The sequence below is a fragment of the Lysobacter enzymogenes genome, assembly GCF_017355525.1.
GTDB lineage: Bacteria > Pseudomonadota > Gammaproteobacteria > Xanthomonadales > Xanthomonadaceae > Lysobacter > Lysobacter enzymogenes_C.
In genome coordinates, this window is the sequence record NZ_CP067395.1 from 658,471 (window position 1) to 682,212 (window position 23,742).

The following is a 23,742-nucleotide window of genomic DNA, read 5'->3' on the forward strand; positions in this document are numbered from 1 at the left end:
GGGTAGCCAAATGACTCAGCAACACGACCGCACGTCGCAACGCCGCCGGTACGATGCACGCCGCAACGCGCTGTGCGCCGCCATGCTCGCCGCCTTGTACCTGCCGCTGGCCGCGCAGGCGCAGGACGCCGCGCCCGCCGGCGAAGCCAAGACCGTCGACAAGATCACCGTGACCGGCTCGCGCATCAAGCGCGCCGAACTCGAAGGCCCGGCGCCGGTGACGGTGATCACCACCGAGCAGATCAAGCGCGAAGGCTTCGCCAACGTGTACGAGGCGCTGAGCTCGCTGACCGAAGTCACCGGCTCGGTGCAGGCCGACGTCAACAAGGGCCCCACGCCGAACGCCAGTCCGCTGAACCTGCGCAACCTCGGCCCCGGCCGCACCCTGCTGCTGATCGACGGCCGCCGCGTCGCCGACTACCCGCTGCCGTACGAAGGGCGCGGCAACTTCGCCAACTTCAACAACATCCCGATGTCGGCGGTGGAGCGGATCGAAGTGCTCGCCAGCGGCGGCTCGGCGATCTACGGCTCCGACGCGATGGCCGGCGTCATCAACATCATCATGAAGAAGAACTTCAATGGCGATGAGGTGCGGATCAAGGGCGGCACCACCACCCGCGGCGGCGGCGATTCCTACGACCTGTCGTGGACCGGCGGCCGCACCGGCGACAAGTGGAGCGCGACCTACGGCGTGCAGTTCAGCGGCCGCGAAACCATTTTCGCCGGCCAGCGCGGCTTCCTCGCGTCCGATCTGGAACCCGCGGCGACGGTCAAGCCGCTGGTCAACGACCCGTGGCCGTGGGTGTGGGGCGTGGAGCTGATCGACACCGCGGCCAAGCGCCGGGTCACTCCGCCGGCCGGCGCCTGCGACCGCTTCCAGGATCTGCCGCTGCACAACTTCCTCGGCAACGACGGCAACGCGCCCGAGTTCCCGGGTTCGAGCTGTTCGCAGTCGCGCGGCAACGCGCTGTGGAGCCTGCGCAACGGTTCCGACAACCGGTCCGGCTTCGGCAACTTCAACTACGACTTCGACAACGGCATGCAGGCCTGGGTCAGCGCCTCGGTCTGGGACAGCACCGGCGAGTCGCGCCAGGACGAAGCGCTGCGCTTCGAACTCAACCGCGGCGGCGCGTTCTACGACCAGAACACCGGCCGCAGCTATCAGGCGCGCCGCGCGTTCACCGTGCCCGAGGCGGGCAGCCGCGATCCGTTCCTGTTCGAAACCAAGGAGCGTTCCTGGGACCTGGCCGCCGGCCTGCGCGGCCGCTTCGGCGAGCGCTTCAACTGGGACGCCACCGTCGGCCGCACCGAGTACAAGGTCGACTTCAGTTTCCCGGGCGTGCTGCAGGGCGCGGTCGACAATTATTTCCTCGGGCCGCAGCTCGGCACCAACAACGGCCTGCCGGTGTACGCGCTGGACCAGAACAAGTTCTGGAACCCGATGGGCCCGGAGACCTTCCGCCAGCTCACCACCCGCGGCAAGAGCAGCGCCGAGTCGTGGATGAACCAGGCCCAGTTCTCGGTCAACGGCGACCTGTTCGAGCTGCCGGCCGGCCCGGTCGGTTTCGCCGGCGTGATCGAGGCCGGTTCGCAGGGGTATCGCCTGACCCCCGATCCGCTGACCTTCGGCGCGAACAAGCTCTACGACCAGCCCGGCGGCACCAACCAGGGCGGCGGCGACCGCAAGCGCTACGCGGTCGGCGTCGAATTCAAGGTGCCGGTGTTCAAGACCCTCGACGTGACCGGCGCCGGCCGCTTCGACCGCTACGACGACGACGCGCGCAAGGAAAGCAACTTCACCTGGAACGCCGGCATCGAATGGCGTCCGATCGAAAGCCTACTGGTGCGCGGCGCCTACAACACCACCTTCCGCGCGCCGGACATGCACTACCTGTTCGCCACCAGCGGCACCGGCACCCAGGAAGACTCCGACGTGGCCACCTGCATCAACCGCGGCCTCGGCCCGGATTGCAGCTCGCAGGCGCTGTACTACCGCCACAACATCGCCCGCACCGGCAACCTCAAGCTGGAAAGCGAGACCGGCAAGTCGTGGAGCGCCGGCCTGGTCTGGGACGCGGCCGAAAACCTGTCGTTCAGCGCCGACTACTGGCGCATGACCATCGACAACCAGGTCCGCGATTTCGACATCGCCGACATCCTCGACCTGGAAAGCCAGTGCCGCAACGGCCGCACCCGCCGCGCCAGCGACCGCATGCAGGTCACCCCGGGCTCGTCGACCTGTTCCGACATCGTCTCGCGCGTGACCCGCAGCGCGCCGGGCACCAACGCGTTCGGCGTGGCCGATCCGAACTATCCGATCGGGCAGGTGGTGTCGGTGTTCAGCGGCCCGATCAACATCGCCTACCGCGAAGTCGCCGGCGTCGACTTCACCGCGCGCTACAAGCTGCCGGCGACGCGCTTCGGCGATTTCAGCTTCCAGTTCAACTACACCAACCAGCTCAAGAACAACGAGCAGCGCGACCCGGGTTCGCCGATGCAGGAGAACCGCGACAAGGAAGTGCGCACCTTCGCCCGCGCCAGCGCCAGCTGGAGCCGCGGCCCGTGGAACGCGACCTTGTTCGCCAACCGCATCGGCCACGTCAACGGCGACAACTACAACGAGTGCGCGCCGATCCTGCCGGGCCAGACCGACACCAGCTGCCACATGGTCGGCAAGCTCAAGGCGCCGGTGTACTTCAACCTGACCGCGGGCTACCAGCTGACCGAACAGGCGCGGGTCAACCTGTACATCGACAACCTGCTCGACGAAGCCGATTACAAGGACCCGTACAAGAAGTTCTTCGCCTACGCCAACGAAAGAGTGTTTTCGCGCGTGGGCCGTGAAATCTCGGCCGAATTCGTTTACAAGTTCGATTGATCCTTCGCAGCCGGTGTTCCGGCGCCGAATCGGACGCGCGGGCCGCCCGGGCCCGCGCGGACGGCAGCACCCCGCGTTCGGGCCGGTGCGCGTCAGTTCGACGACGCGCGCCGGTGCGGCCGCGGAACCTCCCGGGCAAGGCGGTGTACACCCTCGCGGCCACCCTCGGAATGCGTGCCGCGAGGTCTTGTCCGGAACTCGGAACGGGAGCGCGGGACTCGCGCTCCCGTCTTTTTCCGGCGCCGCGTCCGCGCCGCCCGGACGCCCCGACGACGCTGGATTCCAGCGACGACCTTTACCGGTTGCGGCGTTCGCCGCGACCCGCTGCAGACAGGTGATTGCATGCCCCAGACCGCACGGTTCCCGTCCTCCTGGCGGATGCTCGCCGCCGTGGCGCTGCTGCTGTTCGCCGCCGCCGTCCAGGCCGCCCCGCTCGGCAGCCGCGAGCTGCACCAGGGCTGGCAGTTCCGCCTGCTGCCCGACGACCCCGAAGCCGCCGCGCACCGCGACGCGACCCAGTGGCACGGCGCGCGCGTGCCCGGCCACGTCCACACCGACCTGTTCGCGGCGGGACTGATCGTCGATCCCTACGTCGGCGCGGCCGAAGCGCAGTTGCAATGGATCGGCCTGGCCGGCTGGGAATACCGCACCTCGTTCGACGTCGACGCCGCGACCCTGGCGCGCACCCGCAACGAACTGGTGTTCGACGGCCTCGACACCTACGCCACCGTCTACCTCAACGGCCGCGAGCTGCTGCGCGCCGACAACTTCTTCCGCACCTGGCGGGTGCCGGTCGACGGCCGCCTGCGCGAGCGCGGCAACGAGTTGCGGGTGGTGTTCGAATCGCCGATCCGCAAGCTGTTGCCGCGGGTGTTGGCGATGCCGAATAAAATCGCCGGCAATTACCCCTCGCCGTATGGCGACGAACCCAAGGACGCGATGACCGGCAACTTCGCGCGCAAGCCGGGCTACCACTACGGCTGGGACTGGGGCCCGCGCTACGTCACCGCCGGCCTGTGGCGCGGCGTGCGCCTGGACAGCTGGGACCGCGCGCGCATCGCCGACCTGCACGTGCAGCCGCATAGCGTCAGCCGCGAGCGCGCGAAAGGCGAGGTGGCGGTCGAAGTGGAGAGCGCCGCCGCCGGCACCGCCACGCTGGAAGTCGAGTACGCCGGCCCCGACGGCCGGCCGGGCAAGCTGCAACAGCCGGTGAAGCTGCAAGCCGGCAGCAACCGTTACGCGCTGGCGCTGGCGATCGAACGGCCGCGCCTGTGGTATCCGGTCGGCTACGGCGAGCAGGCCCTGTACACCTTCAAGGCGACCCTGCGCGACGCCGACGGCGTGCAGGCCCAGGCCCAGCGCCGCACCGGTTTGCGCCGGGTCGAACTCAAGCGCGAGAAGGACGCGACGGGGCAGGGCTTCGCCTTCGTCGTCAACGGCATCGAGATCTTCGCCAAGGGCGCCAACGCGATTCCGTTCGACGCGTTCCCCGCGCGGGTGACCCGCGAGCGCCTGCGCCGCGACCTGCAATCCGCGCGCGACGCCAACATGAACATGCTGCGCAACTGGGGCGGCGGTTACTACGAGTCCGACGACTTCTTCGATCTCGCCGACGAACTCGGCCTGATGGTGTGGCAGGACTTCATGTTCGGCGGCGGCATGCCGCCGGGCTTCGACCCGCAGTTCCGCGCCAGCGTCGTCGCCGAGGCGCGCGACAACGTGCGCCGGCTGCGCAACCACCCCAGCATCGTGCTGTGGTGCGGCAACAACGAGGAAGAAACCGCCTGGAAGGACTGGGGCCACGGCAAGAAGCTCAAGGAAGCCGATCCGAAGTTCGCCGAAGAAGTCTGGAACGGCTACGTCGCCCTGTTCGGCAAGGACCTGCGCGAAGTCGTCGCGCAGGAAGGCGCCGGCGTGCCGTACTGGTCGAGCTCGCCGAGCAACGACCTGGGCGAGAAGGCCAACGATTCCAACAACGGCGACAAGCACTACTGGGACGTGTGGGGCGGCCCGGCGCTGCCGGCGACGGCCTATCTCGACGAAACCCCGCGCTTCATGTCCGAGTACGGCCTGCAGGGCTGGCCGTCGCTGCGCACCATCGGCGCGTTCGCCAAGCCTGAGGAGCAGGGGGTCGACACGCCGACGATCCGCGCGCATCAGAAATTCCTCGCCGGCGACGGCAATACCCGCTTGCTCAAGTACGTGCGCGGCGAATACGGCGAGCCGCGCGATTTCGCCGACTTCGTCTACCTCAGCCAGCAGGTCCAGGCCGAGGGCATCGAACTGGCCGCGCTGCACCACCGCGCCTCGCGTCCGCGCACGATGGGTTCGCTGTACTGGCAGTTGAACGATGTCTGGCCGGGCGCGTCGTGGGCCAGCCTGGATTATTTCGGCCGCTGGAAGCCGCTGCATTTCCACGCCAAGCGCTTCTTCGCGCCGCTCGCAGTGGCGGCGCTGCGGCGGCCGGCGCAGCAGCGCACCGAGCTGAGCCTGATCTCGGATCGCCAGCAGGCGGTGCAGGGCGAGTGGCGGCTGCAGGTCATCGATTTCGACGGCACGCTGCGCCACGAGCAGCGCGAGAAAGCGACCCTGGCCCCGCTCAGCGCGACCCGCGCCGGCAGTTGGAGCGACGCCGAGCTGCTGCGCGGCGCCGACCCGACCCGCACCGCGGCGGTGTTCGAGCTGATCGTCGGCGGGCGCACGCTGTCGCGCAACGTGGTCTATTTCGGCGAATCCAGGACCTTGGCCTGGACCGACCCGAAGCTGCAGGCGACGCTGCGCCGCGACGGCGACGGCTATCGCTTGCAACTGCACGCCGACACGCTGGCGCGCGCGGTGTGGATCGACTTCGGCGACCGCGACGTCGAGCTCGCCGACAACGCGCTGACCCTGTTGCCGAGCGAGACGGTCGAGATCGCGCTGAAATCGCCGGCCGACCTCGACAGCCTGCAGCGCGCGCTGAGCCTGCGTTCGTTGTACCGCCGCTGAGGCGGCGAGGGCGGCGGCGCGCTCGCGCCGTCGCCCGTTCGCGAGCGCTGTGGCCGGCGCGCCCGGCCCGCAGCGCTCGATCCGCGCGCCCGGCGTCGCCGGCGAAACCGCGCGGGTTCCCGCGCCGTCGTTCCGGCGCAAGCCGCAACCCACCCGACCTTTGTTCTCTCCGGCGTGCGGCCCGCGCCTCGCGCCTCGCGTCCGCCCCCGGCGCGCCCGCCCGCGCGCGACGCTTGTACGCCGCGAAGGATTCTCCCAGTCTGTGCCCAGGACCGGCCGACCCCATCGCGCCGGCTCGCGCGTTGACAGCCTCATCGCATACGACAAGGACGCAATCCGGTGACTTCCCGCCTCTCCGCCACCTTCGCCGGCCTGCTGCTGGCCCTGCCCACCGGACTGGCCGCGATCGGCCAACCCCACATCCGCCGCGACCTGATCGCGCCGCCGCTGCCGCCGCTGTTGCTCGCGCGCGAGGCCGAAACCCCGATCCGGCTCGAATCCGCGCGCATCGACGCCGAACTGACCGGCGGCCTGGCCCACACCGCGATCGAGCTGGTGTTCCGCAATCCCAACAACCGCGTGCTCGAAGGCGAATTGCAGTTCCCACTGAGCGAGGGCCAGCAGGTCGACGGCTTCGCCCTCGACATCGACGGCAAGCTGCGTCCGGCGGTGCCGGTGCCCAAGGACAAGGGCCGCGCGGTGTTCGAGGCGATCGAGCGCCGCGGCGCCGACCCGGCGCTGCTGGAGCGCACCGCCGGCAATCAATTCAAGCTGCGCATCTATCCGATCCCGGCCCAGGGCACGCGCCGGGTGCGGCTGGAACTGCGCGAGGCGCTGCGCCGCCACGACGGCCGCTGGCGCTTCGACCTGCCGCTGGCGTTCGCCGCCTATGCCGGCCGTTTCGAGCTGCAACTGCGCAGCGCCGAACAGCCGCGGGTGGAAGGGCTGGGCGGCGACGCGCGCATCGACAAAGCCGCCGGCGGCTATCGCCTGAGCCTGGCGCGGGTGCCGGCCGGCGCTGCGCTGGCAGTCAGCACAGCGGCCGCGACGCAGCCGCGCGCGTATGTCCAGGACTACGCCGGCGAACGCTATTTCCTCGCCGAAGTGCCGATGCCCGGCGCCGCCGCGCCGCGCACGCTGCCGGCGTCGGTCGGCTTGCTGTGGGACAGCTCGGCCTCGGGCCGCAAGCGCGACCACGCCAGCGAACTGGCCTTGCTGGATCGCTATTTCCGCCGCGCCGGCCGCGTAGACGTCAGCCTGATCCGACTGCGCGAACGCGCCGAGGCGCCGCGTGCGTTCCGGATCGAGAACGGCGACTGGTCGGCGCTGCGCCGCGAACTGCAAAGCACGGTCTACGACGGCGCCAGCGCGCCCGGCGGCTGGACGCCGCGCGCCGATATCGGCGAGTACCTGCTGTTCGGCGACGGGCTGTTCAATTTCGGCAGCGAAGGCTTCCCCGCGTTCCAACACCGGCAGCGGCTGTACGCGTTGAATTCGGCCGGCGCCCACGTCGACGCCGGACGCCTGCGCGCCTTGGCCCAGATCAGCGGCGGACGCTTCATCAGCTGGCAGCGCGCCGGCGAGCTCGACCGCGTCGCCGCGGAACTGTTGCAGGAGCCGCCGAGGGTACTCGGCGTGGAAGCGCTCGGCGCCGACGAGCTGACCCTGGCCGCGCCGTTCGCCGAAGACGGCATGCTGCGCGTCGCCGGCCGCCTGCGCGACGCGCGCGCCGAGTTGAAACTGAGCCTGCTCGACGGCGAGGCGCGGCGCAGCCTCAGCGTCGCCATCGACGCTGACGCGCCGGCCAGCGCATTCCCGGCGCGGCTGTGGGCGAACTGGCAGATCGGCAAGCTCGAAGCCGAGCCCGAGCTCAACCGCGCCGCGATCGCCCGGCTCGGCCAGCGCTTCGGCGTGGTCACCGGCGAAACCTCGCTGATCGTGCTCGACGAGCTCGCCGACTACGTGCGCTACGACATCCTGCCGCCTGAGCGCCAGGACGAGTTCCAGCGGCTCAAGGCCGCGCAGGCGGCCGAGCGCGACGGCACCCGCAAGGCCAGCCTGGACCGCGTCGCCGGCCTGTACGCGCGGCGGATGGAATGGTGGCAGCGCGACTGGCCCAAGGGCGCGCTGCCACCGCCGCCCACGCCGGCCAAGGTCGGCGGTGCGGTCGCCGGGCAGTTGGCCCGCACCCGCACGCAGAACAACCTCGGCTACGCGCCGGCCGCGGTGGCCGACGCGGCGGCCTCGTTGCCCGACGCGCCGGTGGCGGCGGCCCCGCCGGCGCCGGCGGCCGAACCGATGATGCAGGAGGCTGCGGCTCCGGCGCTGGACGCGATCGTCGTCACCGGCAGCAGAATCGAGCGCGAAGCCAAGGCCGGCGGCGACGATGGCCGCGGCGCCAGCATCGCCCTGCAGCCGTGGCAGCCCGATTCGCCGTATGCCCGCCGCCTGCGCGCGGCCCCGGCCGATCAGGTCTACCGGCTGTACCTGGACGAGCGCGATTCGCACGCCGCCAGCACTGCGTTCTACCTCGACGTCGCCGACGTGCTGGAAGAAAAGGGCCAGCGCGCGCTGGCGCTGCGGGTGCTGTCGAACCTGGCCGAGCTGGAGCTGGAGAACCGCCAGGTGCTGCGCGTGCTCGGCTACCGCCTGCTGCAGGCCGGCGAGCCGGCGCTGGCGGTGCCGGTGTTCGAGCGCGTGCTGCGCCTGGCCGAAGACGAGCCGCAGAGCTTCCGCGACCTCGGCCTGGCCCTGGCCGCGGCCGGCCAGTACCAGCGTGCGGTCGACACTCTGTATGAAGTGGCCGAGCGCCAGTGGGATTCGCGCTTCCCGGGGATCGAGGAAATCGCCCTGGCCGAGCTCAACGCCATCGCCGCCGCGCATCCGTCCCAGGTCGATCTGAGCCGGGTCGACGAACGCCTGCGCCGCAACCTGCCGCTGGGCCTGCGCGCGGTGCTGAGCTGGGACAGCGACAACTCCGACATGGACCTGTGGGTCACCGACCCCAACGGCGAGAAGTGCTTCTACAGCCACAAGCTGACCTACCAGGGCGGCCGCATCACCGACGACTTCACCGGCGGCTACGGCCCCGAGGAGTTCTCGCTGCGCAAGCCCAAGCCCGGCAAGTACAAGGTCGAAGCCAACTTCTTCGGCGACCGCCAGCAACTGGTGACCGGCGCGACCACCGTGCAGCTGTGGCTCAGCACTGGCTTCGGCGGGGCGGGGCAGCAGGACCGCAAGATCGCCCTGCGCCTGAAGAACGCCAAGGACACCGTGCTGGTCGGCGAGTTCGAAGTGAAGTAGCCGGTCTCGACGCGGCGGCGGTGGCTCCCTGTAGGAGCGGCGCAAGCCGCGACCGCGCCCCCGCCCGCCGCGCCGAACGCACGAAGCCCGACCCTCCCGCGTCCCCGCGGCCCGCCGCCGCGCGGGCCGCGGCCGGTGGCGCCGCAGCGGGCGAGGGCGTTGTCGCGGCTCGCGCCGCTCCTACAGGGGGCGGCCGGACCCGCGAACGACCTGCTAGAATCGCCGGTTCATCCGCACAACCACACACCCGGACATGATCGAACTCAATCCCGTCCGCCAGCGAATCGCCGACCTCAAGGGCCGGCTGGATTCGCTCAGGGGGTATCTTTGACTACGACGCCAAAGTCGAGCGCCTGGAAGAAGTAAACCGCGAGCTGGAAAGCCCCGACGTCTGGAACGACGCCGAACGGGCGCAGAATCTCGGCCGCGAGCGCGCTGCGCTGGAAAAGGTCGTCAACGGCATCCACACCCTCACCGAGGGTCTGGTCGGCGGCCTGGAGCTGCTGGAACTGGCCGAGATGGAAGACGACGAGTCCACCGCGCAGGCGGTGGTCGACGACGTCGACCGCTACGCCAAGGAAGTCGAGAAGCTCGAGTTCCGCCGCATGTTCTCCGGGCAGATGGACAGCGCGTTCGCGTTCGTCGACATCCAGGCCGGCGCCGGCGGCACCGAGGCCCAGGACTGGGCCGAAATCCTGCTGCGCATGTACCTGCGCTGGGCCGAGTCGCGCGGCTGGAAGGCCGAGCTGATGGAAGTCAGCGGCGGCGACGTCGCCGGGATCAAGTCGGCCACGTTCCGCGTCGAAGGCGATTTCGCCTACGGTTGGCTCAAGACCGAAACCGGCGTGCACCGGCTGGTGCGCAAGTCGCCGTTCGACTCCGACAACCGCCGCCACACCAGCTTCACCTCGGTGTTCGTGTCGCCGGAAGTCGACGACAAGATCGACATCGAGATCAATCCGGCCGACCTGAAGACCGACGTGTACCGCTCCTCGGGCGCCGGCGGCCAGCACGTCAACAAGACCGAATCGGCGGTGCGCATCACCCACGTCCCCAGCGGGATCGTGGTGGCGTGCCAGACCGAGCGCAGCCAGCACGCCAACCGCGACCGCGCGATGAAGATGCTGGCGGCGAAGTTGTACGAGCTGGAAATCCAGAAGCGCAACGCCGAGCGCGACGCGGTCGAGGCGACCAAGTCCGACATCGGCTGGGGCAGCCAGATTCGCAACTACGTGCTCGACCAGAGCCGGATCAAGGACCTGCGCACCGGCATCGAGCGCAGCGACACCCAGAAAGTGCTCGACGGCGATCTCGACGAGTTCGTCGAGGCCAGCCTCAAGGCCGGCCTGCAAGTGGGTTCGAAACGCTCCGACGCGGTGTAAGCCGCGCGGCCGCAGGCGGCGACGCCGTCTGCGGCCCGGCCCCGGGCGCCACAGCGCGTCCGCGGCGTTCTCCGGCTTCCCGCGTCCGCCCCGCGTCCGTTCCGTTGGCTCGCGCTGTTGCGCGCCCTGCATGTCCCTCCCACCGCCGTTCCCGCGAAAGCGGGAACCCAGGGCTTCACCGCGGCATCCTTTCGACGCAGATTCCCGATCCCGGCCCGGCCGGATCGCCCGCCGTCCGCGACCGGCCTTTCGCGCAAGCGCCGCCGGACTTCAGTAATCTGCCCCCTCACGCATCCCCCATCCGCATCGCCAAGACCATGACCGACGATACCCAGCTGCCGCCCATCGACGAGAACCACCTGATCGCCGAGCGCCGGGCGAAACTCACGGCGCTGCGCGGCGAGGGGATCGCGTTTCCGAACGATTTCCGCCGCGGCGATTACGTCGGCGACCTGCATGAGCGCTACGCCGACGCCGAGCAGTGGACTCAGGACGCGCTCGACGCGCAGGCCCATCGCGTCGCCGTCGCCGGCCGCATCCTGCTCAAGCGGGTCATGGGCAAGGCCAGCTTCGTCCAGATCCAGGACGAGTCCGGGCGCATCCAGCTGTTCCTGCAGTCCAACGCGCTCGGCGAAACCTACGACAAGTTCAAGGGCTGGGACGTCGGCGACATCGTCGCCGCCGAAGGCCCGCTGACCCGGACCAAGACCGGCGAACTGTCGGTCAAGGCCGAATCGCTGCGCCTGCTGACCAAGGCGCTGCGCCCGCTGCCGGACAAGTTCCACGGCCTGGCCGACGTCGAACAACGCTACCGCCAGCGCTACGTCGACCTGATCGTCTCGCCCGAATCGCGCGACGTGTTCGTCAAGCGCTCCAAGATCATCCGCGCGATCCGCGCCTGGCTCGACGCGCGCCGCTTCCTGGAAGTGGAAACGCCGATGATGCATTACATCCCCGGCGGCGCCGCGGCCAAGCCGTTCACGACCCACCACAACGCGCTCGACCTGCAGCTGTACCTGCGCGTGGCGCCGGAGCTCTACCTCAAGCGCCTGACCGTCGGCGGCCTGGAGCGGGTCTACGAGATCAACCGCAACTTCCGCAACGAGGGCGTGTCGACCCGGCACAACCCCGAATTCACCATGCTCGAACTGTACGAGGCCTACGCCACCTACAACGAGATCATGGACCTGACCGAGTCGGTGATCCGCGACGCCGCGCAGGAAGTGCTGGGCACCACGCAGGTCGAGTGGGACGGCAACGCCATCGACCTGGGCCCGGCGTTCCGGCGTTGGTCGATGACCGATGCGGTGCTCGAGCACAACCCCGAGATCAAGCGCGAGGACCTGCGCGACCTGGACGCGATGCGCGCCCACGGCGCGCGCCTGAAGGTCGCGGTCAAGCCGTCCTACGGCTGGGGCAAGCTGCTGCTGGAAATCTTCGAGAAGACCGTCGAGCACACCCTGATCCAGCCGACCTTCATCACCGACCACCCGGTCGAAGTCAGCCCGCTGGCGCGCGCCAACGACCTGGATCCGGAACTGACCGACCGGTTCGAACTGTTCGTCGGCGGCAAGGAACTGGCGAACGGCTTCTCCGAGCTCAACGACCCCGAAGACCAGGCCGCGCGCTTCCAGGCGCAGGTGGCGCAGAAGGAAGGCGGCGACGACGAAGCCATGCACTTCGACGCCGACTACATCCGCGCGCTCGAAGTCGGGCTGCCGCCGACCGGCGGCCTCGGCGTCGGCATCGACCGGCTGGTGATGCTGCTGACCGGCTCGTCCTCGATCCGCGACGTGCTGCTGTTCCCGTACATGCGTCCGGAAACGGGCGGCTGAAAACCACCGGCGCCGGGCTCGGAACCTGCCGATCCCGGCGCCGCCGGTCCGCAGCGCAGGCGGGCCGCGCAAGGCATCGCAGGGCCTGAGACCCGGCCGCCGCACACTGCGCTCAACACACCGGTCGCGCGGCCGCACTGAGCCGGCTCGGCCCAGGGCGTTGCGCCACAACGTCGTGCATCATCGGCAGCGGCCAGTTCGCGCTGGCCGTTACCTATTCCGGTTTGCGTACAAAACGTGATGAACGCCGCGCATTGAGCGCAGCGTTCACGTGAATGCCGGCTCACACTGGGTGCGCCGGGACTTTCGGCGGCTGCCCCGGGGCGACGCGGCAGAGTATGCTCGCAGGTCGGCAGCCGCAGGGGGCGGCCTCACTACGGATACCGCTGAGTGAACGTCGTTATCGTCGATGACCAAGCGTCCGCCAGGACGATGCTGCGCCACATCATCGAGGACATTGCGTCCGAGCTGCAGGTGCACGACTTCGGCGAGCCCGAAGCCGCGCTGGCCTGGTGCGAAAGCCACCAGCCCGACCTGTTGCTGCTCGACTACCGCATGCCCGGCATCGACGGCCTGGAATTCGCCCGCCGCTTCCGCCGCCTGCCGATGCACCGCGACATCCCCATCATCCTGGTCACCGTGGTCGGCGACGAACCGGTGCGGCAGGCCGCGCTCGAGGCCGGGGTCATCGACTTCCTGGTCAAGCCGGTGCGCCCGCGCGAACTGCGCGCGCGTTGCCGCAACCTGCTGGCGCTGCGCCAGCAGTCCGAGAACGTCAAGCAGCGCGCGCTGTCGCTGGAGCAGCGGCTGCTGTCGAGCATGCACGAGGTCGAGGAGCGCGAGCGCGAGACCCTCTCAAGGCTGGCGCGGGCGATCGAGTTCCGCGACGCCGGCACCAGCGCCTACCTGGAGCGGATGGCCCACATCGCCGGCCTGATCGCCGAGCAGCTGGGCATGTTCGAGGACGAGATCCGGGTCATCGAGATGGCCGCGCCGCTGCACGACATCGGCAAGATCGCGATCCCCGACGCGGTGCTGATGAAGCCCGGCCCGCTGACCGAGGAGGAGACCGCGATCATGCGCCGCCACCCCAAGATCGGCTACGAACTGCTCAGCGGCAGCCAGAACCGCTTCATCCAGGCCGGCGCGCTGATCGCCTTGCGCCACCATGAGCGCTACGATGGTTCCGGCTACCCGGACGGGCTGGTCGGCGAGGAAATTCCGCTGGAAGCGCGTATCGTGGCGGTAGCCGACGTGTTCGACGCGCTGATCTCGCCGCGTCCGTACAAGAAGGCGTGGGACGTGGACGCGGCGCTGGGTTACCTGTACGCCCAGCGCGGCCGCCTGTTCGACCCGCGCTGCGTGGACGCGTTGATCCGCAGCCGCACCCGCCTGGACGAGTTGTGCACCCGGTATTCCACGGTACCGAACAGGCCCGGCCTGGAGTAAATCCCCCATGATCCGCCTGCTGAACTGGTTCCGGTCGACGTTGTCGCAACGCGGCGACAGCGAGCACGGCCAGGCCTTCGTCCGCATCGCCGTGCTGTTCGTGGTGCTGGCCTACATGCTGGCGCGCGGCAGCGGCGGCAGCATGCCGGTCTATCAGTACAACAACGTGCTGCTGATGGTCGTCACCGGTTTCTCGGTCGGGCTGGCGCTGATCGGCTGGATCCTGGCCGCGCCGGGCCGCTCGCACCTGCGCCGGATCATCGGCATGTGCTCGGACTACGGCCTGATGGCCGCGGCGATGATCCACATCGGCGAGCCGCTGGCCTGGGTCTACGTGATCCTGATGTGGGTGACCATCGGCAACGGCCTGCGCTTCGGCTCCGGCTATCTTTTCGGCGCGGTCGCGATGGCCCTGGCCAGCTTCGGTTCGGTGATCGTGCTCAACGACTACTGGCGCGCCAACCCGGTGCTCGGCATCGGTCTGGCCCTGGGGCTGGCGGCGATTCCGCTGTATTTGACCGGCCTGCTGCGCGCGCTGACCCGCGCTACCGACGAGGCCAAGCGCGCCAACGAGGCCAAGAGCCGGTTCCTGGCCAACATGAGCCACGAGTTCCGCACCCCGCTCAACGGCCTGGCCGGCATGTCCGAACTGCTGGCGACCACGCGCCTGGACGCCGAGCAGCGCGAATGCCTCAACACCATCCAGGCCTCGACCCGCAGCCTGCTGGCGCTGGTCGAGGACGTGCTCGACATCTCGGCGATCGAGGCCGGCAAGCTCAAGCTGAACCTGGCCGAGTTCTCGCCGCGCGAGCTGCTCGACAGCATCGGCCTGATCCTGCAGCCGCAGGCCCGGGCCAAGCAACTGCGCTACGAAACCAGCGTGTCCGCCGACGTGCCGGCGCTGCTGCGCGGCGATGTCGGCCATCTGCGCCAGGTCCTGCTGAACCTGACCGGCAACGCGGTCAAGTTCACCGACCACGGCAGCGTGCGCCTGGAACTCGGGGTGATCGCGCAGGCCGACGGCGGGGTGCGGCTGCGCTTCACCGTGACCGACACCGGCATCGGCATTCCGATGGCGATGCGCCAGCGCCTGTTCGAAGCCTTCGAGCAGGCCGACGTGAGCCTGGCGCGCCGTTACGGCGGCACCGGCCTGGGCACCACCATCGCCAAGGGCCTGACCGAGGCGATGGGCGGCAGCATCGGCTTCGAAAGCACCGAGCAGCGCGGCAGCCGGTTCTGGGTGGAACTGCCGTTCCAGCGCGTGGCGATGCCGCCGGAGCCGGCGCTGGCCGAGGCCGACGCGGTCGAGGCCACGCCGCGCAACGACCCGGAAAACGTCATCGCCTTCTCCGATCCGTTCCTGCGCCATCGCGCGCGGGTGCGCAGCCTGCAGGTGCTGGTCGCCGACGACCACTCGGCCAACCGCATGGTGCTGCAGCGCCTGTTGCAGAAGGCCGGCCATCGCGCGGTCTGCGTGGAAGGCGGCGAGGAAGTGCTCAACGCGCTGGCGGTCAGCGATTACGACGCGGTGATCGCCGACCTGCACATGCCCGGCATCAGCGGCCTGGACCTGCTGCGCGAGCTGCGGGTCATGGAAGCCGGCGGCGGCCGGCGTACGCCGGTGGTGGTGCTCAGCGCCGACGTCACGCCCGATTCGATTCAGGCCTGCCAGCAGGCCGGGGCGCGCGCGTTCCTGGCCAAGCCGGTGTCGACCGTGCGCTTGCTCGACATCCTGGCGGACATCGCCGCCAATGCGCGCATCGCCGCGGTCCCGGTCGCGCCGCAGCGGCCGGAGTCGGCCGCGGGAACCGCGATCGCGGCGGACGGCGCGTTCGATCCTTCGGTGCTCGACGAGCTCGGCAGCCTCGGCATGGGCGAGGGCTTCGAGCGCGAATTCATCGCCCAGTGCCTGCGCGACGCCGACGGCTGCATCGTCGCCCTGGCCGACGCGGGCGAACGCGGCCAGTGGGAACGCGTGCGCGAACACGCCCACGCACTCAAGGGCGTGGCGAGCAACCTGGGGTTGGTCAAGCTCGCGACCGCGGCCGGCGAGCTGATGCGGGCGCCGGACTGGCAGGTCGCCGCCGAATGGCGGACCCGGCAGGCTGCGCTGAACGAACGGCTGGCCCAGGGCAGGGAAGCGCTCGATGCACGCGAGCGGCAAAGCCACGCGCGCGAAGGCGACGAGCGCTCCCCCTGAAACGCCGTCGAGGGGGGCATGGCGGTCAGGCGGCCACGGCACGACGCTCCTGCGCCCGCACGATCCGGTCCATCGTTCGCAGCGCCTTGTCCGGCAGGGCCAGCGCGGTGTCGACCCACAGCTCGGTGATCGCCATCAGTTCCTGGTAGCTGGCCGGCTGCGCGATCTGGCGCATCTGATTCATCGCCAGGTGCGAGTGCGGCGAACGCTGCTGGCGGCGGATCAGGTCGGCCACCGCCGCCTCGCCCTGGCCGCGCGGCACCAGAATGTCGACCACGCCGAGCCGGTGCATTTCCTCGCTGCTGAGCATGGCGCCTTCCATGATGAGCCGCTCGGCCACGCGCGGGCTGACCCGCTTGCACAGGAACGTGTACGCGCCCATGCCCGGGAACAGGTCGAACACCACTTCCGGCAGGCCCATGTCGACGCCTTCCTCGGCGACGATGGTGTGGCACGACAGCGCCAGTTCCAGGCCGCCGCCGAGCGCGTCGCCCTGGACCAGGGCGATGGTGTGCACGTCGCCGCCGAGCCCGCCGTGGATGTGGTGCACGCCGTCGACGCAGCGGCGCGCGTAAGCCAGCAGGCTGTCGCGGTCCTGGTTGCGGATCAGTTGCGAGAACAGTTCCAGGTCGCCGCCCAGGTTGAACGCCGGCGCCGACGAGGCCAGCACGGCATGGCGCAAACGCCCGGGTTCGCGCTGTCCTTCGCGCAGGCTGATCGAGGACAGGAACGCCCACATGTCTTCCATGAGTTCGGTGCGGAAGCACGGCCTGACGCCGAGGCGGATGTCCTCGTGCATGTACAGCCAGTGCGCGAGTCCGTCCGCGGAGGATTCCAGGCGCAGGGTGGGGTAGGCGCGTACGCGATGGAGTTTTTCGATAGAGCTCATGGATGCGGTCCTCGGCGATGGCCGCCCGCAGGGCTGGGTGCGGTGGGCCGCGAGCGGCGATTTTGGGAGCCCACGCATCGATGCTACACCCCGTTCACTCCGCAAAAATAAAAGCCCCTCCGGAGAGGGGCTTGCACGGGATCGGGTGCGTCGCGGCGGGCATTTTACCCTGCGCCGGGACTACCCATGCTCACGCGTCTTCACGCCGCCGCGGGCGGGTCGCGCAGCTCGCGGCGCAGGATCTTGCCCACGTTGGTCTTGGGCAGCTCCTTGCGGAACTCGACGAACTTGGGATGCTTGTAGCCGGTGAGGTTGGCGCGGGCGTGCGCCTTGACGTCCTCGGCGGTCAGCGCCGGATCCTTCTTGACGATCACCACCTTGACCGCTTCGCCGGATTTGTCGTCCGGAACGCCGACCGCGGCGACTTCCAGCACGCCGGGCATCAGCGCGATCACGTCCTCGATCTCGTTGGGATACACGTTGAAGCCGGAGACCAGGATCATGTCCTTCTTGCGGTCGACGATGTAGAAGAAACCGTTCTCGTCCATCCGCGCCATGTCGCCGGTGTGCAGCCAGCCGTCGTCGTCGATGACCTTGGCGGTTTCCTCGGGCTTCTGCCAATAGCCCTTCATGACCTGCGGGCCCTGGATGCACAGTTCGCCGACTTCGCCCATCGGCAGGATCCGGCCTTCCTCGTCCTTGACGCAGGCGTCGGTCGAGGAGATCGGCAGGCCGATCGAGCCGTTGTACTCGGCTAGGTCCATCGGATTGATGCACGCGGCCGGCGAGGTTTCGGTCAGGCCGTAGGCTTCCACCAGGGTCACGCCGGTGACCTGCTTCCAGCGCTCGGCGACCGAGCGCTGCACCGCCATGCCGCCGCCGAGGGTCAGGTGCAGCTGCGAGAAATCGACCTCGTCGAAGCCCGGCGTGTTGAGCAGGCCGTTGAACAGCGTGTTGACGCCGGTGATCGCGGTGAAGCGGTTGTTCTTCAGTTCCTTCACGAACGCCGGCATGTCGCGCGGGTTGGTGATCATGTGGTTGAGGCCGCCGAACTTCATGAACACCAGGCCGTTCGCGGTCAGCGCGAAAATGTGGTACAGCGGCAGCGCGGTGATGATGATTTCCTCGCCCATGCGCGCGTTGGTGCCGATCCACGCGGCGGCCTGCTGCATGTTGGCGACCAGGTTGCGATGGGTCAGCATCGCGCCCTTGGCGACGCCGGTGGTGCCGCCGGTGTACTGCAGGAACGCGATGTCGGCCGGCGCGATGTCGATCTTCGGCAGCTGCTGCATCTGCCCCAGGGTCAGCGCATCGCGGAAGCGCACCGAGCCCGGGATGTCGTAGTCGGGCACCATCTTCTTCACGTACTTCAGCGCGAAGTTCATGATCGGGCCCCGGAGCCCGCCGACCATGTCGCCCAGGCCGGTGGTGACGACCTTCTGCACCTGGGTGCCGGCGACGACGTCCTGCACGGTCTTGGCGAAGTTGTCGAGCACGAACACGACCTTCGTGCCGGAGTCCTCCAACTGATGCCGCAGCTCGCGCGTGGTGTACATCGGATTGGTGTTGACCACGGTCAGGCCGGCGCGCAGCACGCCGAAGGTCGCGATCGGGTACTGCAGGCAGTTGGGCATCATGATCGCGACGCGATCGCCCTTCTTGAGCTTGAGCTCTCCGAGCAGGTAGGCGGCGAACTGGGCGCTGAGCCGGTCGATCTCGCCGTAGGTCAGTGTCTTGCCGAAGTTGCGGAAGGCGGGGCGGTCGCGGAACTTTTCGATCGCGTTTTCCAGCACCGAGACCACGGACGGGAATTCCTCCACGTCGATCTGTGCGGGCACGCCTTGCGGATAGTGGGCAAGCCACGGACGGTTCAAACTCATCGCGATCCCCTCGTTAATCGCTCGTCGATTCTGTCCGCTAGCCGCGCAAGTGCGCCGGCGTACGGTGTGTTTTCTCGATTGGAGCATAGGCTCTAGCGGGTGGCAAGGCGGTGCCCCGCGGCGTTGCCGGGGACGCCGCGGACCTGTCAGGATCGAGTGCGCGCGGCCGGGCGAACGGTCGTGCGAATCCGCCCGCTCGGCGTTTTCGAAGGCATACCCATGAGGTTCGCGCCTATGAGTCCGGTAACGATGGCGTCCGCAGCGACGAAGTCCGCAGTCATGTTCGATCGCTCGACGAAGGCAGCGGCGCACGCCGCGGCGGCGCCGCGCCGGCGCGGCGGTTGGTGGCTGGCGGGGTTGCTGGTCCTGGCCGGCTGCGGCGGCGGCTCGCCGGAACAGCGCCTGCGCGCATCGATGGAGCAGTTGCAAGGCGCGATCCAGGCGCGCGACGCCAAGGCGGTGCAGGCGCAGCTGGCCGAAGATTTCGTCGGCCCCGAAGGCCTCGACCGCGACGGCGCGCGGCGGCTGGCGGCCGGCAGCTTCCTGCGTTACCGCGACGTGTGGCTGCAGATCGCGGCGCTGGACTACCAGGTGCAGGGCGACCGCGCCACGGTCGCGTTCGAAGCCGCGCTCGGCGGCGGCTCCGGTCGCGCCTTGCCCGACGCGGCGCAGCTCTACCAGGTGCGCACCGGCTGGCGTTTGCGCGACGGCGAGTGGCGGATGATTTCGGCGGAGTGGAAGCCGCGGCTTTGAAGCAGGAGATGGCGAGTAGGAGTTAGGAGATAGCGAAAGCGGCAGATAGCCTTGAGCTGTTTTCGCTATCTCCTAACTCCTATTCGCTATCTCCTGCGCAAGCTATGCTTGCGGCTTACGCAAGGATGAAGCCGTAAGCGATGGAATCAGTCCTGACCGCCGAGCAGGCGCTCGCGCTCGCGCCCGACGGCGCTTCGGCCAAGGCCGCTACCGGCCTGGCGTCCGACCGCCACTGGGTTTCGCTCGGCCGCGACGCCGATGCGTTGTGGGGCGAATGCAAGGGCAGCGGCGCCAAGCCGTACCAGGCGCAGGTCGATCTGGCCGCGCTGGTGACCCGCTGTTCCTGCCCCAGCCGCAAGTTTCCGTGCAAGCACGCGCTGGCGCTGTTGCTGATGCAGGCGCGCGGCGGCATCGCCGCGGCGGCGCGGCCGGGCTGGGTCGAGGAATGGCTGAACTCGCGCCGCGACCGCGCCGAGAAGAAGGAACAGGCCGCGGCCAAAACCGCCGCCGCGCAAGCGGCCGACCCGGACGCCGCCGCGGCCGCTGCGGCCAAGCGCGAAGCCGCGCGCTGGAAACGCATCGACCAGGGCAGCGCCGAATTGCAGCGCTGGATCGGCGACCAGTTGCGCCGCGGGCTGGCCTCGTTCGGCCCGCAGCAACGCGCCGAATGGACGGCGATGGCCGCGCGCATGGTCGACGCGCAGGCGCCGGCGCTGTCGGCGCAGGTGCTGGCCGCGGCCGAGGCGATGGCCGCGGGCGTGGCCGGGGCGCCGGCGGTGGTCGAGCGCTTCGGCCTGATCTGGCTGCTGCGCGAGGCGCTGGTCCGGCGCGACGCGCTGTCGCCGCAGCGCCTGGCCGATGTGCGCACCGCGCTGGGCTGGGTCTACGACAAGGACGATCTGGCCACGCTCGGCGAAAGCCTGCGCGATCGCTGGACCGTGCAGGGCCAGCGCATCGACGAACGCGACGACCGCTTGTTCGAACGCCGCGTATGGCTGCGCGGGCAGGCCAGCGGTCGCGACGCGCTGCTGCACGATTACGCCTACGGCGGGCGCGGCTGGGAACATCAGTGGCTGGACGGCCGCAGCGTCGAGGCGACGCTGCGCTTCTTTCCCGGCAGCGTGCCGTTGCGCGCACTGGCGTTGGAGCAGGGCGCGGCGCAGCCGGCGCCGCGTTGGTCGCAGCCGGCAGTCGAGGCGATCGAGCGCGCATCGCTGGCGTTCGCCGCGAATCCGTGGCTGCAGTGGTGGCCGCTGAGCATCGCCGACGCGGTGCCGGTGCGCGCCGACGCGCGCTGGTGGCTGCACACGCCGGCCGGCCGCTTGCCGCTGGCCTTGGGCGAGGCGGCCGGCTGGAATCTGCTCGCCCACAGCGGCGGCCGCGCGCTGCAGGTGATGGGCGAATGGGACGGCCGCGAGCTGCGGCCGCTGAGCGCATGGCGCGGCGAAGACGCCGCGCAGCAATGGAGTCTGGCGGCATGAGCGCTGCGGGAGTGGCGGTCGCAGCGGCGGCGCACGCCGATTGGATCAAGCCGGCCCTGATCGGCGTCGACGACGCGCGCATGCCGGCGTTTCCCGCGCCGGTCGCCGCGCTGCTGGAGCAGGCGGCGCAAGCGCAAGCCGGCGACGACGACGCGCCGGCCCGCTACGCGCGCGGCGCCGCAGCGATGGCCGCGTGCCGCCTGGCCGCGGTCGAACTGACGCCGGCCGCGGCCGAACCGCCGCCGGCCGCGCCCGAGGATGCGCGCATGCTCGGCGAAGGCGAGCCGCTGGCGGCAGCGCTGCGCGCGATCTTCCGCGGCGACAGCGAGCGCCTGCATCACGAAGCCTGCCAGCGTCTGGCCGAACTCGGCCGGGCGCTGCCGGCGGGCGCGCTGGCGTCCGCGCTCGACGCCGGCCGGCAACGCGCGCGCCTGCGCGCGCCGCTGCTGCCGGTGCTCGGCGAACGCGGGCTGTGGCTGGCCCGGCTCAATCCCGACTGGCGCTACGCCGACCGCGGCGTGGCCGGTGAGGGCGAAGGCGAGGCAACCGGCGATGCCGCCGCCGAGTCCGAACGCATCTGGCAGGAAGGCAGTTTCGAGCAGCGCCTGGCCTGGTTCGCGCAACTGCGCGCCACCGACCCGGCGCGCGCACGCGAGCGACTGCAAGCGCAACTCGGCGAATTGCCGGCGAAAGAGCGCGCCGCCTTCGTCGCCGAATTCGACGCCGGCCTGAGCGCGGACGACGAGCCGCTGCTCGCCGGTTTGCTCAAGGACCGCGGCCGCGACGTGCGCCGGCTCGCCGCCGCCGCGCTGGCGCGGCTGCCGCAATCGGCGCACGCGCAGCGGCTGCACGCGTGGCTGGCGCCGCTGCTGACCCAGGAACGCGCGCTGCTGGTCAAGCGCTGGACCCTCGACGCGCCGCAGGCCGCCGACCCCGACTGGGCCAACGCCGGCATCGACGCCGCGCGCCCGCAGAACGACGCGCTAGGCGAACGCGCCTGGTGGCTGTACCAACTGACCCGGCAGATGCCCCTGCGCTGGTGGTGCGAGCGCACCGGCATGGACGCCGCCGCGCTGCTGGCCTGGGCGGCCAAGAGCGACTGGAAGGACGCCTTGCACCGCGGCTGGCTCGAACGCATCCACCGCGACGACGCCGATTGGGCCGCGGCGATGCTCGACGCGCCCGGCCGCGCCTTCGGCAACCACCACGCCGAACTGCTGGCGCTGCTGCCGCCGGCGCAGCGTGTGCGGCATTGGCCGCGCAGCTTCCAGGAGCTGTGCCGCAGCGGCCGCTTCGACGAAGTCGTCGGCTCGTGCGCGCCGGGCCAGTGGCTGCCGCCGGATTATTCGCGCCTGCTCGCCGCCGGCCTGGCCGAGGCCGGCGAAACGCTGCGCCAGGACTGGAGCCTGCGCCAGAACGCCCAGGCCCTGGTCGAAGTGCTGCACCCGCAGGCCCTGCGCGACTGGCATGCGCCGGCGCGCGGGCCCGACGACACCCCGGCCCTGGCCGACTGCCTCGCCGCGCTGGAACGCACCGCGCACGCGCGGCGCGTGCTGCACGCCTGAGTCCGCCGTGGCCACGCCCTGATTTCGAATCGAACACATCTCTACACGGAGTTCCGATGACCGCCGCCGTCCTGCGCCAACACGCCGAAATCCAGTTCGCCGAGGAGCTAGAACAACTGGCCAAGGCCGACGACCGCCAGCGCCCCGCCAACTGGAAACTGTCGCCGTGGGCGGTGGTGACCTATCTGCTCGGCGGCAAGCTCGACAACGGCTTCGAGGTCAGCGCCAAGTACATCGGCAACCGCCGGCTGATGGAAATCGCGGTCGCCACCGTCGCCACCGACCGCGCCTTGCTGCTGTTCGGCGTGCCCGGCACGGCCAAGTCGTGGGTGTCCGAGCATCTGAGCGCGGCGATCAGCGGCGATTCGACCCTGCTGATCCAGGGCACCGCCGGCACCAGCGAGGAACAGATCCGCTACGGCTGGAACTACGCGCAGTTGCTGGCGCACGGCCCGAGCGAGAACGCGCTGGTGCCGAGCCCGATGATGAACGCGATGAAGCTCGGCAAGATCGCCCGGGTCGAGGAACTGACCCGCATTCCCGCCGACGTCCAGGACACCCTCATCACCGTGCTGTCGGAAAAGACCTTGCCGGTGCCGGAGCTCGGCAGCGAGGTGCTGGCCGCGCGCGGCTTCAGCGTGATCGCGACCGCCAACAACCGCGACAAGGGCGTCAACGAGCTGTCCAGCGCGCTCAAGCGCCGCTTCAACACGGTGATTCTGCCGGTGCCTTCGAGCGAGGACGAGGAAGTCTCGATCGTGGTCAAGCGCGTGCGCGAACTCGGGCGCGCCCTGGAGCTGCCGGCCGAGCCGCCGGCGTTGAAGGAAGTGGCGCGGATCGTGCGGATCTTCCGCGAACTGCGCAACGGCCAGACCGAGGACGGCAAGTCCAAGCTCAAGACGCCGAGCTCGACCCTGTCCACCGCCGAGGCGATCTCGGTCATCAACAACGGCATGGCCCTGGCCGGCCACTTCGGCGACGGCGTGCTGCGCCCGGCCGACATGGCCGCCGGCATGATCGGCGCGGTGGTCAAGGATCCGGTCCAGGACCAAGTGGTGTGGACGGAGTATCTGGAGACGGTAGTCAAGGAACGCGCCGAGTGGAAAGACCTCTACCGCGCGTTCCGCGAGCAGCTGTGA

Annotated in this window: 13 protein-coding genes; 11 read left to right on the forward strand and 2 right to left on the reverse strand. The window is 69.9% G+C overall.

Annotated elements, in window-relative coordinates; translation table 11 throughout:
• Positions 1-10: 10 nt before the first annotated feature.
• The 7 genes from JHW38_RS02805 (at position 11) to JHW38_RS02835 (ending at position 16,035) form a co-directional block, all read left to right on the forward strand.
• The gene (locus JHW38_RS02805; RefSeq protein ID WP_207524519.1) at positions 11-2,878 is read left to right on the forward strand and encodes a TonB-dependent receptor plug domain-containing protein; all 2,868 of its coding nucleotides are present in this window, start codon (positions 11-13) and stop codon (positions 2,876-2,878) included.
• Between the two features lie 342 nt (positions 2,879-3,220).
• Positions 3,221-5,866, forward strand: a complete 2,646-nt coding sequence (locus JHW38_RS02810; RefSeq protein ID WP_242691151.1) for a beta-mannosidase — start codon at positions 3,221-3,223, stop codon at positions 5,864-5,866.
• A 339-nt stretch (positions 5,867-6,205) separates the two neighbouring features.
• Positions 6,206-9,169 carry a VIT domain-containing protein gene (locus JHW38_RS02815; protein WP_242691153.1) on the forward strand — a complete coding sequence of 988 codons (2,964 nt, stop codon included), beginning with the start codon at positions 6,206-6,208 and terminating at the stop codon, positions 9,167-9,169.
• Between the two features lie 253 nt (positions 9,170-9,422).
• Positions 9,423-10,551 (forward strand): peptide chain release factor 2 gene (prfB, locus tag JHW38_RS02820; protein ID WP_207524520.1). Its coding sequence is split into 2 segments (ribosomal slippage): positions 9,423-9,497 and positions 9,499-10,551, totalling 1,128 coding nucleotides; the frame shifts between segments, so codons are not numbered across the junction.
• A 317-nt stretch (positions 10,552-10,868) separates the two neighbouring features.
• A complete protein-coding gene (gene lysS, locus JHW38_RS02825; protein ID WP_207524521.1) occupies positions 10,869-12,386 on the forward strand; it encodes a lysine--tRNA ligase in 1,518 nt (505 codons plus the stop codon).
• Between the two features lie 390 nt (positions 12,387-12,776).
• Positions 12,777-13,835 carry a response regulator gene (locus tag JHW38_RS02830; protein WP_207524522.1) on the forward strand — a complete coding sequence of 353 codons (1,059 nt, stop codon included), beginning with the start codon at positions 12,777-12,779 and terminating at the stop codon, positions 13,833-13,835.
• A gap of 7 nt (positions 13,836-13,842) precedes the next feature.
• Positions 13,843-16,035: an ATP-binding protein gene (locus tag JHW38_RS02835; RefSeq protein ID WP_207524523.1), complete on the forward strand. Its 2,193-nt coding sequence runs from the start codon at positions 13,843-13,845 to the stop codon at positions 16,033-16,035.
• A 25-nt stretch (positions 16,036-16,060) separates the two neighbouring features.
• Here the strand turns inward: JHW38_RS02835 and JHW38_RS02840 are convergent, their stop codons facing one another.
• Together JHW38_RS02840 and JHW38_RS02845 are read right to left on the reverse strand one after the other, a co-directional pair.
• Entirely contained in the window at positions 16,061-16,924 is an 864-nt protein-coding gene (locus JHW38_RS02840; RefSeq protein ID WP_207524524.1) for a crotonase/enoyl-CoA hydratase family protein, read from the reverse strand.
• Between the two features lie 200 nt (positions 16,925-17,124).
• On the reverse strand, positions 17,125-18,804 hold the full coding sequence (locus JHW38_RS02845; RefSeq protein WP_207524525.1) for a long-chain fatty acid--CoA ligase: 1,680 nt from the start codon (positions 18,802-18,804) through the stop codon (positions 17,125-17,127).
• Between the two features lie 279 nt (positions 18,805-19,083).
• On the opposite strand from JHW38_RS02845, the gene JHW38_RS02850 reads away from it, so the two are divergent.
• The 4 genes from JHW38_RS02850 (at position 19,084) to JHW38_RS02865 (ending at position 23,742) form a co-directional block, all read left to right on the forward strand.
• On the forward strand, positions 19,084-19,557 hold the full coding sequence (locus tag JHW38_RS02850) for a nuclear transport factor 2 family protein (RefSeq protein ID WP_242691154.1): 474 nt from the start codon (positions 19,084-19,086) through the stop codon (positions 19,555-19,557).
• A gap of 140 nt (positions 19,558-19,697) precedes the next feature.
• Entirely contained in the window at positions 19,698-21,038 is a 1,341-nt protein-coding gene (locus tag JHW38_RS02855; protein WP_207524526.1) for an SWIM zinc finger family protein, read from the forward strand.
• Positions 21,035-22,603: a DUF5691 domain-containing protein gene (locus tag JHW38_RS02860; protein ID WP_207524527.1), complete on the forward strand. Its 1,569-nt coding sequence runs from the start codon at positions 21,035-21,037 to the stop codon at positions 22,601-22,603. The genes JHW38_RS02855 and JHW38_RS02860 overlap by 4 nt, the downstream gene beginning before the upstream one ends.
• Before the next feature lie 56 nt (positions 22,604-22,659).
• A complete protein-coding gene (locus tag JHW38_RS02865; RefSeq protein WP_207524528.1) occupies positions 22,660-23,742 on the forward strand; it encodes an ATP-binding protein in 1,083 nt (360 codons plus the stop codon).

Excerpts from the sequence above, each read along its gene's own strand:
- JHW38_RS02855 (WP_207524526.1), top strand. The coding sequence starts at position 19,698 with ATGGAATCAGTCCTGACCGCCGAGCAGGCGCTCGCGCTCGCGCCCGAC.
- JHW38_RS02835 (WP_207524523.1), top strand. The coding sequence starts at position 13,843 with ATGATCCGCCTGCTGAACTGGTTCCGGTCGACGTTGTCGCAACGCGGC.
- JHW38_RS02805 (WP_207524519.1), top strand. The coding sequence starts at position 11 with ATGACTCAGCAACACGACCGCACGTCGCAACGCCGCCGGTACGATGCA.
- JHW38_RS02860 (WP_207524527.1), top strand. The coding sequence starts at position 21,035 with ATGAGCGCTGCGGGAGTGGCGGTCGCAGCGGCGGCGCACGCCGATTGG.
- JHW38_RS02845 (WP_207524525.1), bottom strand. The coding sequence starts at position 18,804 with ATGAGTTTGAACCGTCCGTGGCTTGCCCACTATCCGCAAGGCGTGCCC.
- JHW38_RS02840 (WP_207524524.1), bottom strand. The coding sequence starts at position 16,924 with ATGAGCTCTATCGAAAAACTCCATCGCGTACGCGCCTACCCCACCCTG.
- lysS (WP_207524521.1), top strand. The coding sequence starts at position 10,869 with ATGACCGACGATACCCAGCTGCCGCCCATCGACGAGAACCACCTGATC.
- JHW38_RS02850 (WP_242691154.1), top strand. The coding sequence starts at position 19,084 with ATGTTCGATCGCTCGACGAAGGCAGCGGCGCACGCCGCGGCGGCGCCG.
- JHW38_RS02810 (WP_242691151.1), top strand. The coding sequence starts at position 3,221 with ATGCCCCAGACCGCACGGTTCCCGTCCTCCTGGCGGATGCTCGCCGCC.
- JHW38_RS02865 (WP_207524528.1), top strand. The coding sequence starts at position 22,660 with ATGACCGCCGCCGTCCTGCGCCAACACGCCGAAATCCAGTTCGCCGAG.